The organism is Endozoicomonas sp. SESOKO4, assembly GCF_024606275.1.
Map to the genome: position 1 here is coordinate 1 of NZ_JAHHPS010000096.1, position 16,367 is coordinate 16,367.

General features: G+C 48.5%; 12 protein-coding genes and 2 pseudogenes. 8 read left to right on the forward strand and 6 right to left on the reverse strand.

Annotated features, from left to right (window positions below; translation table 11 throughout):
• Positions 1-120: 120 nt before the first annotated feature.
• Positions 121-1,500, reverse strand: a complete 1,380-nt coding sequence (locus tag KDK16_RS01610) for an L-serine ammonia-lyase (protein ID WP_257274362.1) — start codon at positions 1,498-1,500, stop codon at positions 121-123.
• Between the two features lie 512 nt (positions 1,501-2,012).
• On the opposite strand from KDK16_RS01610, the gene KDK16_RS01615 reads away from it, so the two are divergent.
• Both KDK16_RS01615 and KDK16_RS01620 read left to right on the forward strand, forming a co-directional pair.
• Positions 2,013-3,011 (forward strand): hypothetical protein, encoded by a 999-nt coding sequence (locus KDK16_RS01615; RefSeq protein ID WP_257274363.1) that lies wholly within the window; start codon positions 2,013-2,015, stop codon positions 3,009-3,011.
• Positions 3,012-3,018: 7 nt separating this feature from the next.
• Positions 3,019-3,303 (forward strand): annotated as a pseudogene (locus KDK16_RS01620) (transposase); the annotation flags it as partial.
• A gap of 31 nt (positions 3,304-3,334) precedes the next feature.
• Here the strand turns inward: KDK16_RS01620 and preA are convergent.
• The 3 genes from preA to KDK16_RS01635 form a co-directional block, all read right to left on the reverse strand.
• Entirely contained in the window at positions 3,335-4,570 is a 1,236-nt protein-coding gene (gene preA / locus KDK16_RS01625) for an NAD-dependent dihydropyrimidine dehydrogenase subunit PreA (RefSeq protein ID WP_257274364.1), read from the reverse strand.
• The gene (locus tag KDK16_RS01630) at positions 4,557-5,933 is read right to left on the reverse strand and encodes an NAD(P)-dependent oxidoreductase (RefSeq protein WP_257274365.1); all 1,377 of its coding nucleotides are present in this window, start codon (positions 5,931-5,933) and stop codon (positions 4,557-4,559) included. The genes preA and KDK16_RS01630 overlap by 14 nt, the downstream gene beginning before the upstream one ends.
• Positions 5,934-6,143: 210 nt before the next feature.
• Positions 6,144-7,514 carry a sodium:alanine symporter family protein gene (locus tag KDK16_RS01635; protein ID WP_257274366.1) on the reverse strand — a complete coding sequence of 457 codons (1,371 nt, stop codon included), beginning with the start codon at positions 7,512-7,514 and terminating at the stop codon, positions 6,144-6,146.
• 287 nt (positions 7,515-7,801) lie between these two features.
• Between KDK16_RS01635 and KDK16_RS01640 the strand changes: the two genes are divergently transcribed.
• The 6 genes from KDK16_RS01640 (at position 7,802) to sthA (ending at position 15,074) form a co-directional block, all read left to right on the forward strand.
• The gene (locus KDK16_RS01640; RefSeq protein WP_257274367.1) at positions 7,802-8,449 is read left to right on the forward strand and encodes a helix-turn-helix domain-containing protein; all 648 of its coding nucleotides are present in this window, start codon (positions 7,802-7,804) and stop codon (positions 8,447-8,449) included.
• Between the two features lie 142 nt (positions 8,450-8,591).
• Positions 8,592-10,076 (forward strand): hypothetical protein, encoded by a 1,485-nt coding sequence (locus KDK16_RS01645; RefSeq protein WP_257274368.1) that lies wholly within the window; start codon positions 8,592-8,594, stop codon positions 10,074-10,076.
• Positions 10,077-10,354: 278 nt separating this feature from the next.
• Positions 10,355-11,809 carry a hypothetical protein gene (locus tag KDK16_RS01650; RefSeq protein ID WP_257274369.1) on the forward strand — a complete coding sequence of 485 codons (1,455 nt, stop codon included), beginning with the start codon at positions 10,355-10,357 and terminating at the stop codon, positions 11,807-11,809.
• A gap of 113 nt (positions 11,810-11,922) precedes the next feature.
• A complete protein-coding gene (locus KDK16_RS01655; RefSeq protein ID WP_257274370.1) occupies positions 11,923-13,080 on the forward strand; it encodes an FAD:protein FMN transferase in 1,158 nt (385 codons plus the stop codon).
• 140 nt (positions 13,081-13,220) lie between these two features.
• Entirely contained in the window at positions 13,221-13,472 is a 252-nt protein-coding gene (gene nqrM, locus KDK16_RS01660; protein ID WP_257274371.1) for a (Na+)-NQR maturation NqrM, read from the forward strand.
• A gap of 207 nt (positions 13,473-13,679) precedes the next feature.
• Entirely contained in the window at positions 13,680-15,074 is a 1,395-nt protein-coding gene (gene sthA, locus KDK16_RS01665; RefSeq protein ID WP_257274372.1) for a Si-specific NAD(P)(+) transhydrogenase, read from the forward strand.
• Positions 15,075-15,117: 43 nt separating this feature from the next.
• Here the strand turns inward: sthA and KDK16_RS01670 are convergent, their stop codons facing one another.
• Together KDK16_RS01670 and KDK16_RS01675 are read right to left on the reverse strand one after the other, a co-directional pair.
• The gene (locus tag KDK16_RS01670; RefSeq protein ID WP_257274373.1) at positions 15,118-15,927 is read right to left on the reverse strand and encodes an ion transporter; all 810 of its coding nucleotides are present in this window, start codon (positions 15,925-15,927) and stop codon (positions 15,118-15,120) included.
• 203 nt (positions 15,928-16,130) lie between these two features.
• Positions 16,131-16,367 (reverse strand): annotated as a pseudogene (locus KDK16_RS01675) (cytosine deaminase); the annotation flags it as partial.

The window sequence follows — 16,367 nt, forward strand, 5'->3', positions numbered from 1 at the left end:
ATCCTCAATTTTCTGCCGTCCTCGCTACGGGCGCTATTCTCGGTCAGCCTCCTAGTTATACGGAGCATCCTGGGTATTTGTGCTGATTATTTTTGGTTTTATTGGCATCTGTCACGAGTCTCAGCACACGACAACATTGACTGCCAGTCCGCCGGTGGCGGTTTCCTTGTACTTATCCTGCATGTCCAGGCCAGTCTGGTGCATGGTTTCTATCACGCTGTCCAGTGAGACCCGATGCTGGCCGGTACCCTGTAAGGCGAGTCGTGCCGCGTTAATGGCCTTGACTGCACCCATAGTGTTTCGCTCTATGCATGGCACCTGAACCAGACCTCCAACCGGGTCACAGGTCAGCCCAAGGTTATGTTCCATGCCAATTTCTGCTGCATTTTCTATCTGTTCATTAGTACCGCCCAAAACGGCGCAGAGTGCTCCCGCTGCCATAGAGCAGGCTACCCCGATCTCTCCCTGACAGCCGACTTCAGCGGCTGAAATGGAGGCGTTCTTTTTGTACAACATACCGATGGCCGCAGCAGTAGCCAGAAAAGTCTGAATACCCTGATCAGAACTGCCGGGAACAAAGCGATCATAATAAGCCAGAACCGCTGGAATAACTCCCGCAGCACCGTTAGTGGGTGCGGTGACGACCCGACCACCCGCTGCATTCTCTTCATTCACGGCCAGGGCAAAAAGACTCACCCAGTCCATGCTTTGCAGGTCATCCCACTGATCTTTTGGTTTGTTGATCAGGCGTTTGTGTATGTCATTGGCACGACGGTCAACATCCAATCCTCCGGGCAATTTTCCGGTTTGCTCGCAACCGCGCTGGATACATTGATCCATCACCTGCCAGATGGCCATCAGATCCTTGGGAATATTCTGGCTGCGCCCCAGATGTTTTTCGTTTTCAAGTACCAGCTCGGCAATGGATAAACCACTTTTTTTGCCGTGGTCCAGTAGGTCCAGACCCTTTTCAAAAGGGAAAGGAATGGGAGCAGACTGCAGGTTGGTTGATAGATTGGAAGAAGCTTCCTGTTCGTTGAGAACAAAACCGCCACCGACCGAGTAATATTGGTTTTTATAAAGAATCTGCCCATTGGCATCCAGAGCTGTCAGTGACATGCCATTGGGGTGATTGGGCAGGGAGTTTCCAAAATGAAATTGCAGATCAGTGTCGAAATGAAATGAAATGGCCCTGATTCCACCCAGCTCCAGTCGGTTGTTGTCCTTTATATCAGAGACGTATTCGTGCACTTTATCAGGGTTGACTCTATCAGGGTGCTCCCCCATGAGCCCAAGAAGGACGGCAACATCGGTGGCGTGCCCTTCTCCGGTCATGGCCAGAGAGCCGTAGAGGTCGGCCTTTATACGGTGTGCCTGCTCGAAGTGCTGATTTGAGTGGAGTTCATCCAGAAAACGGTTGGCTGCCACCATGGGGCCTACTGTATGTGAAGACGAAGGCCCGATGCCAATTTTAAAAAGGTCGAAAATGCTCAGTCCCATGGTTCGCCCCGCTTGTATTACTATCGGTTAGGCTCCTGACGATACTGGGTTGACAGAAACCAATGTTGTTCTTCGATAAGTCCCGAATCGTATGATTTTAAGAAGTCCAACAGATATTCAGAGTATTGGCAGAGTAGCAAATTTGGATGTTTCACATCAACCCATTTGTTTCCTATTGGAAACAAATGGGTTGATGTGACGAAGGTACAATGGTAGCACTGGAACCCTGAAGGGGTGACAAGACTATAATTTAATCGGCTGGCCAGTGAGCATCAGGTTGCCGCTGTCCAGTTCAGTCAGTGGAAAGGACAGCTACTGTTTTTGACGGTTTCTAAGCTTTAGGGAGGATTGGACGATTTACTAGAGTGAGTGCATCAGTCGTTGGATTACAACGCACCGAAGGCAATTCACTTTGCATGAGGAGTTTTCGATGATTGTCAGGACTTAACTCAGACTCGTTGATTTGCTGTCTTGACAGTGGGTTCACCTTAACATTGATACAAAGAGTAAACATGGATATACCAGGAAAAAAACCATCTTCAATTAACAAAGCGGGTGGTTCTTTAACTGATGAAGACCAGGATGTTGGTAAAACTAAAAGGATTCAAACAAAAAAAATACCTGCTAGCGAAGGCATAGCAGCTTTTGGTATGGATATTAAAAGAAGAAAGATTGACGTAAAGGATCTACCTGATAATTCAAAAAACCAGGATTTGCATATTACACAGAAAAAGTTGACTGAAAAGGGTGTAATGTTCGTCGGTGAAGATTCTCAAAAAACTGGTTTAAAAATTGCCAACCTGATCTTTAGTTCAATGAATGACATAGATAATCCTTTGTACACATGCCCTTCCGGAGGGGAGTCTCCATCAGCAAAAGTCGAAGCTCAAAGAATAAAATCTCGACTTTCTCTGGATGCTTATGATGAACTGGATTACTTTATTGAACTTCACTTGAAAAATAAAAAACTAGATTTAAAAACATCAGTAACAGATGAAGAGCTTGATAATATCCACAAAAAATATGGTGTTGTAATTTTAAATGGGCTGCACCCAGAAAAACATTCTGTTTTAATACTTGGCTGTGGTCATGATCTTGGTGATCATCATTCCGGTCATTCAGGTCATGATACTTTGGATATAATAGCAAGCCTTAAACCTGATGTTTTACTGCAGTGGGGAGACAAAAGGGCAACTGAATTTCTAAGAACACTCAATAAAAAATACGATGAAATAAGAGATGAAGGTCCTTTATGTAACTTTATGAGATTTTCAGATGAGTACTTTTTAGCAGTAAGGGCTTGTTTGGCTCCAAAAGGAAAGCTACGATTGCCGCGTAACTCTGTTGAAGAAAGTAAGATTCCATTAGACTTTGTGAAAGAAGATGATTTGGTGAGACAAACGTTTGGTGCACGTCAATCGTTTACTACATATACCTACCACCCACCCACTGTGTCAGGATTGTTGTCCCCGTTAATAATCAACCAACTAATAAAACAGCGGGGGCGGTAGACAGGCTGCTAGTTATTCTGAAGAACGTAAAGCCGCTGTATTGAAAAAGCTTTTACCACCCCTCAATCGCTCTGTTCCTGACGTTGCCAAAGAAGAAGGCATTAGCGAGCAGACCCTGTACAATTGGCGCAGACAGTTAAGAGATAAAGGGTTGCCCGTGCCAGGGAATGAACATAATTCAGAGCAGTGGTCTGCTGAAGCCCGCTTTGCCGAAGTCGTTGAAACTGCTGCACTTTCTGAAGCAGAGCTGAGTGAGTATTGCCGTAAAAAAGGGCTTTACCCAGAACAGATGCACCCAGGCTAGTTGAGTGATCTTTGCCAATTTATAGTTCTGGATTGGACCCGGGAGGATTAATCATCGTGATACACCCCTCAACTGGACAGGTGATCTGACATAGATTGCAACCCACACACTCCCCCGTAATGACTTCAAACGTCCGGTCTTTTCCATCATCAGATGTTTGAAAGGCTATAGCCTGATGTTCAGTATCTTCACAAGCGGCAAAACAACGGCCACACTGGATACAATGGCTCTGGTCAATGTGAGCAACACTTTTATAGGTCAGATCCAGTTTGTTCCAGTCAGTCAGGCTGGCAACCGCTGCCCCACGAAATTCAGACAGTGTCCGGTAACCTTTCTGATCCATCCATCTTGAGAGTCCGTCTACCAGCTCATCAATGATCTTAAATCCATTCAGCATCACCGCTGTGCATACCTGCAGGGTTGTTGCCCCCAATGACAGGTATTCTGCAGCATCTCTCCAGGTCGTGATGCCGCCCATAGCGGATACACTGAGTTTGGCTGTCTCATCGTGCCGTGCCAGTTGCCCCACCATGTTCAGGGCAATAGGCTTTACGGCCTCGCCGCAATAACCGCCGCTGGTGCAATGATTGCCTACGGGTGGATAGCCAACCATGGTATCAAGATTGATGCTGGTAATGGAGTTAATGGTATTGATCAGTGAGACAGCATTCGCGCCACCTGCCTGAGCGGCAATGGCTGTCTGGACAATATCGGTGACATTAGGCGTCAGCTTAACGATAACCGGCAGTCGTGTATGTTGTTTACACCATCGCGTGACTTTAGTAATGAGTTCGGGTACTTGCCCTACAGCCGCTCCCATGCCCAGCTCCGGCATGCCGTGGGGGCAACCAAAATTGAGTTCGACACCGTCACAGTCAGTGGCTTCAACCTGGTTGAGAATACGTTTCCAGCTCTCTTCTTTACAGGGCACCATCAGGGAGACAACTAAAGCCCGGTCGGGCCAGTCTTTCTTGGTTTGTTTGATTTCATCCAGGTTAACTTGTAACGGTCGATCAGAAATCAGTTCAATGTTGTTGATGCCCAGAATCCGCCCATGAGTATCCCGATGAGCGGAATACCTTGAGCAAACATTGGCTGGTGGCGGATCTTCGCCCAGAGTTTTCCAGACAGCTCCTCCCCAGCCTGCAGAAAATGCCCGGCAAATGTTGTATGCCTTATCCGTGGGTGGCGCTGAAGCTAACCAGAATGGATTGGGAGACTGAATCCCGAGAAACTCGCAGCTAAGGTCTGCCATCGCCTTGTTCTACCTGTACTTCGGGCGGTTGCAGGAACTGATGGATAGCTTGAGCAGCCAGTTTGCCATGCTGAACCGCATGGACAGTGAGATCCTCCCCTTTATCGACACAGTCACCTCCTGCCCAGACATTACTGATAGATGTCCTGAATTGATCGTTCACCCTGATTTTTCCATTCTTGCTAAGGGCCAGTTTTCCGTAAGCAAAACTGTCCGCTGTTATGGTCTGGCCAATGGCCTTGTATGCCCGGTCGGCAGTCATCGTTATTTGCTCGCCGGTTTCAATCAACTCGCCAGTAGGAGCCTCTGCTGTTCTCACAAAACGAACGCCACGTAATTGCCCGGCTTTTGATTCAAAGCCTGTGGGTTTCATCCAGGGAATAATGCGAACACCGTTTTCTTTTGCGAATAACTGTTCATGATGGGTCGCTGACATCTGTTGAATACCTCTTCGATAAGCGAGTGTGACTTCTTCTGCTCCCAACCGGCGCATTTGGCAGGCTATATCAATGGCTGTATTACCACCGCCGATCACAACCACCCTTGAAGCCACTGGCAGCTCAGCCAGGTTTTTGGTCTGACGAAGCGTTTTGATGGCTCCAAGGGCTTCCTCAACGCCTTCGGATGGCTCATCAGGCAGCCCAAGGGATTTCGCAGACTCCAGTCCAATGCCAAGAAAGACCGCATCAAACTGAACAGACAGGTCGGCAAGCTGGTGGCCAAGATTGATTCTGCTGCCTGCTTCAAGGGTTATACCACCGATTTCGAAAATGAATCTGATTTCCTTCTGGGCGTAGTCCTCTACCAGTTTGTAAGCAGCTATGCCGTACTCATTGAGCCCGCCGGGTTTGCTATGAGCATCGAATACGGTGATGTCATGCCCCAGTCTGGCCAACTTGTGTGCGCAGGCCAGGCCGGCAGGACCTGCACCCACAACCGCGACGCTTCGGCCTGTTGTCTGCGCGCGGATAAATGGGTGAGCAGCTGTCTGCCGATGGTCAATAGCGAACCTTTGCAAGCGGCCTATCATTACGGGTTTACATTCTGGCGGGTGATTGCGAACGCAGGCCTGCTCACAAAGGACTTCTGTTGGACAAACCCGGGCACAGCTCCCCCCGAGAATGTTTTCTTCCAGAATAACCTGGGCAGCACCGTCCACATTTTGATCAGCGATTCGATGGATAAACGAGGGAATGTTAATACCTGTCGGGCAGGCAGAGATGCAGGGGGCATCATGACAATAGAGGCAGCGACCTGCTTCCAGTCTGGACTGATAAAACGACAGTGGAGGCTTGATATCAGAAAAATTCTCCTGATAAACCTCGTCAGACATTCGATGGTTCCTGATATCTTTACTGGCCATAAAAAAGACTCCTGACCACTAACTGAAACGACAGGTTTCTGGAATATTAGCAGTGACAGGGCAGGCGGGTAGTGCTTTTTTATGGCTCTCTGAATATTTATCAGGGTTTGGGCAAGGAGTGAAGTACTTAATGACGAGAGGGTGATGAAGAGAGGTGCAAACAGATGGTAGATCTGTTTGCACCTTCGTTGGAGCTGGTTAGAGCTCTTTTTAGTCAGTGACTGCCTCTGATGTTTCAGATTGCTTGCCAAAGTATTCACGCACCAGCCTGAATACCACCGGGCTAAGCAGTGCCAGGGCAATCAGGTTGGGAATAGCCATCATAGCGTTCATAGTGTCAGCTACGAGCCAGATGAAATCCAGGCTGACAGTAGCGCCCACTGGAACCGCTACGATCCAAAGGAAACGGTAGGCTTTCACGGCTCTTGGACCCATCAGGAATACTACGCAACGCTCGCCGTAGAAGCTCCAGCCCAGAATGGTCGTAAAGGCAAAGATGGCAAGAGATATGGCAACCACGTAATTACCGACCCCCGGCAGTGCTTCAGCAAAAGCGGCAGAAGTCAGCGCGGCACCGGTCGCCCCCGAAGTCCAGGCACCGGAAGTTATGATGACCAGACCGGTGATGGAACAGACAATGATAGTGTCCAGGAAAGTACCCAGCATGGCAATCAGTCCCTGACGAACCGGGTCGTTGGTTTTGGCTGCCGCATGAGCGATAGGCGCAGAACCCAGACCGGCTTCGTTAGAGAACACACCGCGAGCGACACCAAAACGAATGGCGGCCCATACCGCAGCGCCTGCAAAACCGCCGGTAGCCGCAGTAGGCGTAAAGGCGTGCGTGAAGACCAGGCTGAGGGCGGCAGGAATTTGATCAGCATTGATAGCCAGAACAACCAGACCAGCCACCAGATAGGCAGTGGCCATCAGGGGAACCAGAGTACTGGCAACCGCACCGATACGACGGATGCCGCCAATCAGGACAGCACCCACCAGGAACATCAGAATAAAACCGGTCACCACAGGAGGCAGGTTGAAGTTACTATGCAGAACGTCAGCCACCGAGTTGGACTGAACGGTGTTGCCGATGCCGAAGCCGGCAATGGCACCGAAAATAGCGAAGGCGGTGCCCAGCCACGTCCAGCGCGAACCCAGACCATTTTTGATATAGTACATTGGGCCCCCGTAGTGCTTGCCGTTTTCGTCGACCTCACGGAATTTAACGGCCAGTACGGCTTCTGAGAATTTGGTTGCCATACCCACCAGAGCAGTACACCACATCCAGAACAGCGCACCGGGGCCCCCCATAAAGACGGCAGTGGCAACACCGGCAATGTTACCGGTACCGATGGTGGCAGAAAGGGCAGTCATCAGGGCCTGGAAGGGAGGGATTTCGCCGGAGTCACCGGACTCGGCGCTGCGGCCTTGCCAGAGAAGCTTAAAGCCGGTGCCCAGCTTCAGGATGGGCATCAGTCGCAGGCCCAGCATCAGGAATAGTCCTACCCCCAGCATGAGGACCAACATCATGGGTCCCCATACGACGCCATTAATGGCACCGATGATTTCGGTCAGTGTTTCCATTTTGAAACTTTACTCCACGCTATTTGCTGTTCTGTTATTGTTCTTGGTTCTTTGTTATGTGACGCCAAAGGGTGTCAGTTCAGTTAAATGATCAGGGTCAGGACGAGACGGATAGTTTTAAGGTTTCTTATCCTGACAGTACGCCTAACTTAATGAAATAATTGAGTAAATACAACGCTGAATGTTCTTTGGCACTTTTTTAGAGAGTTTAATTTCCGGGTAGCTTATTTCTTTTTTCGGGAACCTTATATAGTATCAAGCACGTCTGGATGTCGAGATAACTATAAATGTCAGAGCAGGAAATATCAGAGCAGGCGCACTTTTTAGAGAAGGAAAAACAGTCGGTCATCATCTCCCGCAGTCACAGGGAGGATGCTGTTGAGCCGTTGCAACTGGGACAGCGAGTCCGGGAAATCCGTCTGAGTCTTAATCTGACACTGGAAGAAGCCAGTCAGAAAACTGGCCTCGCCCGATCAACACTCTCCAAGATAGAAAATGAGCAGATATCGCCCACCTTCACCGCTGTAACCAAACTGGTAAGAGGGCTGGGTATTGATATTCCCCAGTTGTTCACCCAGCCTGCAGAAAAGAAAGCAGCCAGCGGGCGCAGGGACATCACCCGAAAAGGGCAGGGGCGTCCGCATCCCACCACCACCTACGAACATGAACTGCTGGCCACTGAATTGTCGGGCAAGAAGATGGTGCCCTTCAAAACGACGGTTTGTGCCCGGTCATTTGAGGATTATCAGGATTGGGTCAGGCATGAGGGTGAAGAATTTTTGCTGGTTCTCAGTGGCAAAATCATGCTCTACACAGAGTTTTATCAACCGGTAGAGCTCAATGAGGGTGATAGCACCTATTACGATGCCGAGATGGGGCATGCTCTGATTTCCCTCAGCGAGGAAGATGCCGTTATTCTCTGGGTGACCGCCTGACCTGCCTTTCCTGATGCGTGGAGCATTCAGCCCGCTAGTCTAAACTTATCCGCTTCATTGAGCCCTTGGCAATTTATTGAGTCGAATTTCATAAAGGCCAAGCACTTATGGCTTCATCCGTCGTCCTGATTTCGAGGTTTTTATGATTCGGACTCTTAAAGCCCTGTTGTTTTCATCTGTCGCTCTGCTTTCCTCACCGATTTCACAAGCTAAGGAAACATTGGTGTTTCAGCTTGGAGCGGTCAACAGCGACGGTAACGCAGTTGTTATCGAAAGCAGTCCAGGTAGCAAGGCTTGGAAAACGGTTTTTAATGGCAACCTTCCCGGTTGTGTAATGAATGAATTTACCAATATCCCCCTGACCAGCAAAACTATGGCTCATCGTTACAGTCTGAGTTCTTTTCACATGCCCCTGGGAAACAACCGGTTTGCTTTTGGTTGTTCTAACGGTTTGGTGTTTGTTGGGGGCGAAGGAGAGGAGCCTTTCTCGGTAAATTCTCCATCTCCTAATCTTGGTTACTTCAATTTACCCTATGCCAACTCACCTGTTTATCTCGCCCACAGTGTCGAATTTAATCAGCGCTACAAGAAAAACTGGTTGTTTGCTGCCCAGCATGGACACCTGTTTATTATCGATATCGACAAGAGGCAGCTGGTGACGTTTCCGGACTGGGTAGAAGGAAACTACCTCTCTATGTGGGATTTCCGCATGGGTGTTGATTACTCTATGCCCATGACCGGGCTGGATATCTACCAGGACAAAAAAGGGACTTTCCATGTGTTGGGTGTTATGCAAAGAAAACTGGAGAAAAAGCAGAGTCATTATTCCAGAGCGCTCCTGCAACGTGTAACGCTCAAAGATGGAATCCCCTACAGCTATTGGCATGAAATAGACGATGAACCGATCAACAAGGCAGGAGATGGTCTGTTACAGTTTGGTGAAACCCTGTTTATAACAGATGTGGAAAATGGGATACACCACCCTGGTACGAATTCCTCTTTAAGAGGAGACCTCAGTGGCCTCAATGTTGACCCTTATACCCGGGCAATGGTGCTAAGGGGTAAGTATCACCAGCTGGTCATTATTCGATACCCTGTAGAACCGGTAAATGTGGGTTATGTCGCTGGTGCCTGGGGAAAATCGGTAAGCTCAAAAAAACTGGATGGCAAAGAGCCTCCGCTGCTTAAAGATGGTTATCCCAAGACATTCAGAGTCACCCATGACCTGAAGTATGATTCTGATCTACTGCCGGTCACTGAAGATAAGAAGAAACGTTATGCACACCATCATATGATCAGTATGAAAAAAGGCATTATCTTTTCTGCAGAAGCAGACTCCGAGGGTTTTGGTCAGTACGTCTATCAATGCGATACCGGTCTGACCTCTGGAGAAGCCTGGAAAAAAGGTGCCTGGATAGAGCCCAGGCAATGCAATTGGGAAAAAGCTTCTGCCAGATTCACCCGACCCGACAAGCTGGAGGGGCTGAACTATCGATTAACGGGATTAAACTACTATCATTCTTTCACGACCCGGGTAATGGACGAAATCCATCCCTTCATAGCTCAGGTGGAGGAAAAAACGAGCGTTATTAATCCCAATCATCCTAGACCAAGAGATGAACTCTAACAGGACTAGCTCCGAAAAGGGCAGGGGCGTCCACATCCCGTCACCTATGAACATGAACTGCTGGCTACCGAGTTGTCAGGCAAGAAGATGATGCCTTCAAAATGACGGTCTGTGCCCGGTCGGCCTGGCCTGCCTTTCTTGCCTTTTCCACTCTGTGGCGTACTAAGCCCGTTTGTCTAAACTTGTCCGTTTCATTGAACCCTTGGCAATTTACTGAGTCAAAACACTCAGAGGCCATTTACTCGTAGTTACACTATTACCCTGATAGGGAGGTTTGTATGATCCGGACACTTAAAGCCCTGATTTTGTCGTCTGTCACGCTGGTATCCTCGTTGAATTCACATGCTGAGGAAACCGTGGTATTTCAGCTCGGAGCTGTCAATAGAGATGGCAACGCCGTTGTTATTGAAAGCACGGCAGGCAGCAAAGCCTGGAAAACGGTTTTTAATGATTACCTTCCCGGCTGTGTGATGAATGAATTTACCAATATTCCCCTGACCAACATAACCTTGGCGCATCATCACAGTTTGAGTACATTTCATAAGCCTCTGGGTAACAACCAGTTTGCCTTTGGTTGTTCTAACGGTCGGGTGTTTATTGGGACTCATGGAAAATTCGATTTCATGATAGTTTCACCATCACCTAATCTTGGTTACCTCTTACCTCATGCCAACTCGCCTGTTTATCTGGCCCACAGTGCCGAATTTAATCGGCGCTATAAAAAAAACTGGTTGTTTGCCGCCCAGCACGGAAATCTTTTTATCATCGACATCGATAAGGAGCAACTGGTGACGGTTCCGGCTTGGGTAAATTCGAGATGGGGAAGCTATCTTCCAATGGGGGGTAGCCGAGAGGGGGTTGATCACTCCAAGCCCGTGACCGGTTTAGATATTTATCAGGATAAAGAAGGAACTTTCCATGTCCTGGGTGTCATGCAAAGAAATCTGAAGAAACCGCAGAGTTATTACTCCAGGGCTATCCTGCAAAGTCTCGCCCTCGAGGGTGGAGAACCTGCCAGCCATTGGGTTGATATAAAGGATGAACCGATCAATGCGAAAGGGGATGGTCTGGTGCAGTTTGGTGAAACCCGCTATACGACGAGCGATTTATTAGCAATACACGTAGTTGGCGAGAACTCCTCTTTAAGGGGAGACTTCAGTGGCCTCAATGTTGATCCTTATACCCGGTCAATGGTGCTCAGGGGCAAGCATCACCAGTTGGTCGTTGTTCGATACCCTGTAGAGCCGGTAAGCATGGCTTATATTGGTGCCTGGGGAAAAGCGGTGAGCTCAAAAGTACTGGATGGTAAGGAACCTCCTTTGCTTGAAGACGGTTATCCCAAAACATTCAGAGTCACCCATGACTTTCAGGATCATTCTGATTTACTGCCAGCCTCTGAAGATAAGAAAAAACGCTATGCGCATCATCATATGATCAGTATGAAAAAGGGCATCATCTTTTCTGCAGAAGCAGACTTTAATGGTTTTGGGCAGTATGTTTATCAATGCGATACCGGTCTGACCTCTGGAGAAGCGTGGAAAAAAGGTGCCTGGATAGTGCCCAGGCAATGCAATTGGGAAAAAGCTTCTGCAAGCTACACCCGCCCCGACAAGCTGGAGGGGCTGAGCTATCCATTAACCGGATTGAACTACTTCCATTCTTTTACTACCCATGTGGTGGACGAAAAGGGCGTTGTGAAGCCGAATCTCCTTGATTCAAGGGATGAACTCTAACAGCGCTGAGGGCGTGCTCAGATAAGAACGCTCGCTGGTGCTCTGTACGGATGACGATTCACCACTCCCGGTGGTACACTGCGCCTCCTTGAACGAATTCTGGAAGTGTCAGAATGGCTTTTCCAGCTTCAACGGGAGAGAACAGGTTGTTGTCCAAATCCTACAAGCGGTCACTGCTGATTGGCTTAATTCTTCTGGCTGTTGGCTTTTATGCTTTGTCTTTGCGCCCTACCCTGAAGCACATAAAGGGTGAAACCATGGGTACTACTTACACTATTACCTATGTTTCAAGGCCTTTTTCCCATTCGACAGACAATGTTAAAAAGCAGGTTGACGGGCTGCTGGAGGCGATTAATGACAGTATGTCAACTTACCGTGAAGATTCCGAACTGATGCAATTCAACCGCTCTGAAATCGGGAAGCCATTCAAAGCTTCCGATGAGCTGGTGGATCTTGTTGAAAAAAGTCTGGTGATTTCCCGCATGTCGGATGGTGCTTACGATGTGACTGTGGGTCCAGTGGTCAATCTGTGGGGCTTTGGTCCTTCTGATGCCGGCAGGCAACCCTCACAAAGCAAAAAAGCATCGTCTGGTACCGCTGATAAGCAAGCCCCGGAGTTTATAGAATGGATGATAAATAACTATCCGGCCAAGTTGCCTTCTGATGAAGAGATTGCCGCAGCCCAAGCTAAAGTGGGTTATCAGGCAGTTATAGCAGATACCCGAAACGATTTACTGACCCGAACCAAAGACGTCTTTGTCGATCTCAGCTCTATTGCCAAAGGTTACGGTGTCGATAAAGTGGCTTATCTGCTCAACTCAGAAGGCATTAACAGTTATCTGGTTGAGATCGGTGGTGAGGTCAAAGTCGGTGACCCTAAACCAGATGGTTCTCTCTGGAAACTGGGTATCCGTGGACCAGCCATGACCGATAGTAAGCCTGCCCTGATTGTTGAATTGGAAAACAAAGCCATGGCAACATCGGGTGACTATCTGAATTATTTTGAAGTGGATGGCCACAAGTATTCCCACACGATTAATCCGCGAACTGGTCGTCCTGAGATGGGGCGTTTGGCAGAAGTGGCTGTGATTGAGGATAATGTTGCAGAAGCTGATGCACTGGCGACCCTGTTTATGGTTTTGGGTGATAAAGAAGGCCTGAAGCTGGCCAACAGAGAGGGAATCGCGGCCTACTTTACCTATCATACAGATAAAGGCTTTGACGCAGTTAGCAGTGATGCATTTAAACCCTATCTGCCAAAACAGAATTGAGAAATGGCCGGATTGATGACCTTACCTGCCATTACCAACGACAGCGCACTTATTGTGCTAAAAACAGTGCCCGCAAGATGTTTGATGAATAAGCAAGACTGTTTTTTTAGATTCGGGCCTCTGGTCAGGAGAGTAATATCATGACACTGATGCTGATTACATTTGGAACCTTTCTGGTACTGATCGCCCTGATGGCCATTGGTGTCATTGTTGCCAACAAACCGATCAAGGGCTCCTGTGGTGGTTTGAGTAACCTTGGCCTCAAGGATGGCTGCATGATCTGTGGCGGAGGGGATAAGAACGACCCTTTCTCTGAAGGTCAACATAAGGATATGGAGCATCTGTTTTATGATGCGACTGCCGACAAGGCTGTAAAGAAGTCAGGTACTTAGTTCAAGTTATATCCGGAAAAACCAGAGTTTCAGAGTACAGAGGGTCGGATGCTTCTCTGTTGAAAGTTGAGAGGCTGTTCCTCAAAAAATATGAACAGCCTTTGAGGAAATTAATAAAAATAAGGAAGCGTTGCAGTACGATCGATCTCCGCATACTCGGATAATGATCTGCTGCAATGCTGCCTGAACCGCTTTGAGGGTTAAAGGATGGGCGTGAGTCACTACGATCTGGTTGTATTGGGTTCCGGGCCAGCGGGTGAGGGCGCAGCAATGAACGCTGTCAAGCTGGGCAAGAAGGTTGCGGTCGTTGAGCAGAATGCGTTTGTCGGTGGTAACTGTACCCACTTGGGCACCATACCTTCCAAGTCTCTGCGGCACTCTGTTAAACAGATCATGGACTTCAACACCAATCCCATGTTTCGTGAGATTGGCGAGCCCCGCTGGTTCAGCTTCCCCAAGGTGCTGAAGACGGCTGAACGTGTTATTCAGAAACAGGTGCAGTCCCGTACCCTGTATTATGCCCGAAACCGGATTGATCTTTATTTTGGTCATGCCTCCTTTGTCGATGAACATACCATTGAGGTTCAGCAGGAAAATGGCAATGTCGAAAAGCTTCATGGTACCAATATCCTGATTGCCACCGGTTCCCGTCCTTACCAGCCTGCTGATGTCAACTTCCGTCATCCACGGATTTACGACAGTGATTCCATTCTTCAGCTAACCACCACTCCACGCCGGATGATCATCTACGGAGCCGGTGTTATTGGTTCTGAGTATGCCTCTATTTTCTCTGGTCTGGGTGTGTTGGTGGATTTGGTGGATACCCGTGATCGTCTGCTCTCCTTCCTGGATAAAGAGATTTCCGATGCGCTGGGCTATCAGCTGAGGAAAATGAACGTCATCATTCGCCACAATGAGGAATACCAGAAAGTAGAAATGCTGGATGACGGTGTGGTGATGCACCTGAAGTCAGGCAAGAAACTGAAAGCAGATATTCTTCTGTGGGCCAATGGCAGAACGGGCAATACTCAGGACATGGGCCTTGAACTGATAGGTTTGAAGCCGAACAGTCGGGGGCAATTGTCTGTTAATGAGAACTATCAGACAGAGATCGAGCATATCTACGCAGCGGGTGATGTAATTGGCTGGCCCAGTCTCGCCAGTGCCGCTTATGATCAGGGCAGGTCTGCCGCAGGTAATATTGAACATGCCGGTCAATGGCGTTTTGTCAACGAAGTACCGACCGGTATCTATACCATTCCGGAAATCAGCTCGCTGGGTAAAACCGAAGAAGAGCTGACAGCCGCAGCTGTGCCCTATGAAGTGGGCAAAGCTTTCTTCTCAAGGCTGGCCCGTGCCCAGATTACCGGCGAAACCGTTGGTATGCTGAAAATCCTGTTCCACCGCGATACCGGCGAAGTGCTGGGTATTCACTGCTTTGGTGACCAGGCATCCGAGATCGTACACATTGGTCAGGCGGTGATGTCCCAGAAGGGAGAGGCCAATAATATTCGCTACTTCCTGAACACCACATTTAACTACCCGACTATGGCCGAAGCCTACCGCGTGGCTACTTTGGATGGTTTGAACCGTCTGTTCTGAACACGTCCAACCTGCCAGACTAAACAGTCTGGCAGCGGCTCATTCAGTGGCTTTCCTTTTGCAGGAGTAGTTTGATTCCGTTCAGCTGCTGCTCAAGGTCTTCAAGGGTAGGTTGACCCTTATTCTTTACAGCTTCTTCTTCCCTACGCACTTTTTGACGCTCTTCCTCCAGAACATTGACGACAATGCCGATGATCATGTTCAGAAACGCGAACGTCGTGAAGAAAATAAAACTGAGATAGTAAGCCCAACTTAATGGATAGACGGTCATGGTTTCGTACATGACATCGGTCCAGTCTTCGAAAGTCATGACCCTGAACAGGGTTAGCATACTGACGGAAATATTACCCCAGAGTTCAGGGTTGATATTCAGGAAGAAAGTGCTGCCAACAGCGGCATAGATATAAAAAATGATGAACATCAGCAGCATGACGTAACCCAGTTGCGGCAGGGCTTTCAGTAGTGAGTTCAGCAGCAGTCGAAGCTCGGGGATAACTGAAATCATCCGCAGCACCCGGAAAATTCTGATCAATCGGCCCACCAGAGCCATCTCGGTATCGCTGACCGGGATCAGGCTGACGATCACAATCAGGGTATCAAAGAGATTCCAGCCGGACTTGAAGAAATTCTTTTTGTTCTCTTCCCCAAAAAAGCGGATCAGTATCTCCACCAGAAAAAAGAGTGTGATGCCGACATCCAGCACACTGATAGTGCTTTCGAGGTAGGTTGGCAGGTTGTAGGTCTTTGCACCAATAACCAGGGCAGAGAAGATGATGATGCTGACGACAAAGAGTTCAAATATCTTGTTGGAGCGTATGGCGTTGAAGCGAGCCTGTAAATCGCTGTTTTTCATGGTTTGGTTACGACTAAAAAGGACGGTTGACTGCCATAAGTGCGAAAGTGTGAGACTGCACCGGGCTATGTTTTCATTTTAAGGCGGTCATTCTAACGTGAATAATATGACGTCCCCAAGAGGGGGAAATGATTTTTTCAGCAGGCTGGTCCCGGGAGGGAAGAGTCAACCTCTAATGCCGTCCAAGAGAGGCTGTAAAAAGCTTACTGAGGGCAAAAAGAATAATCGATATTGCCAGACAGCGATTGATTTGCCTTGACAGATGTCTGTGCAGGTCTGGTTTCTGCTATCAGCTGGCCGTTACGGAAAGAGTGAGTTACCACCGACTGCCGTCTGATGGCATCAAATACTGTCTCAGAGTCCAACAGAATCAAATTGCCGGGTTTCCCTTCTTCAATACCGTATTGGTCGTGAATATTCAGGCATTTTGCGCTGTTTCC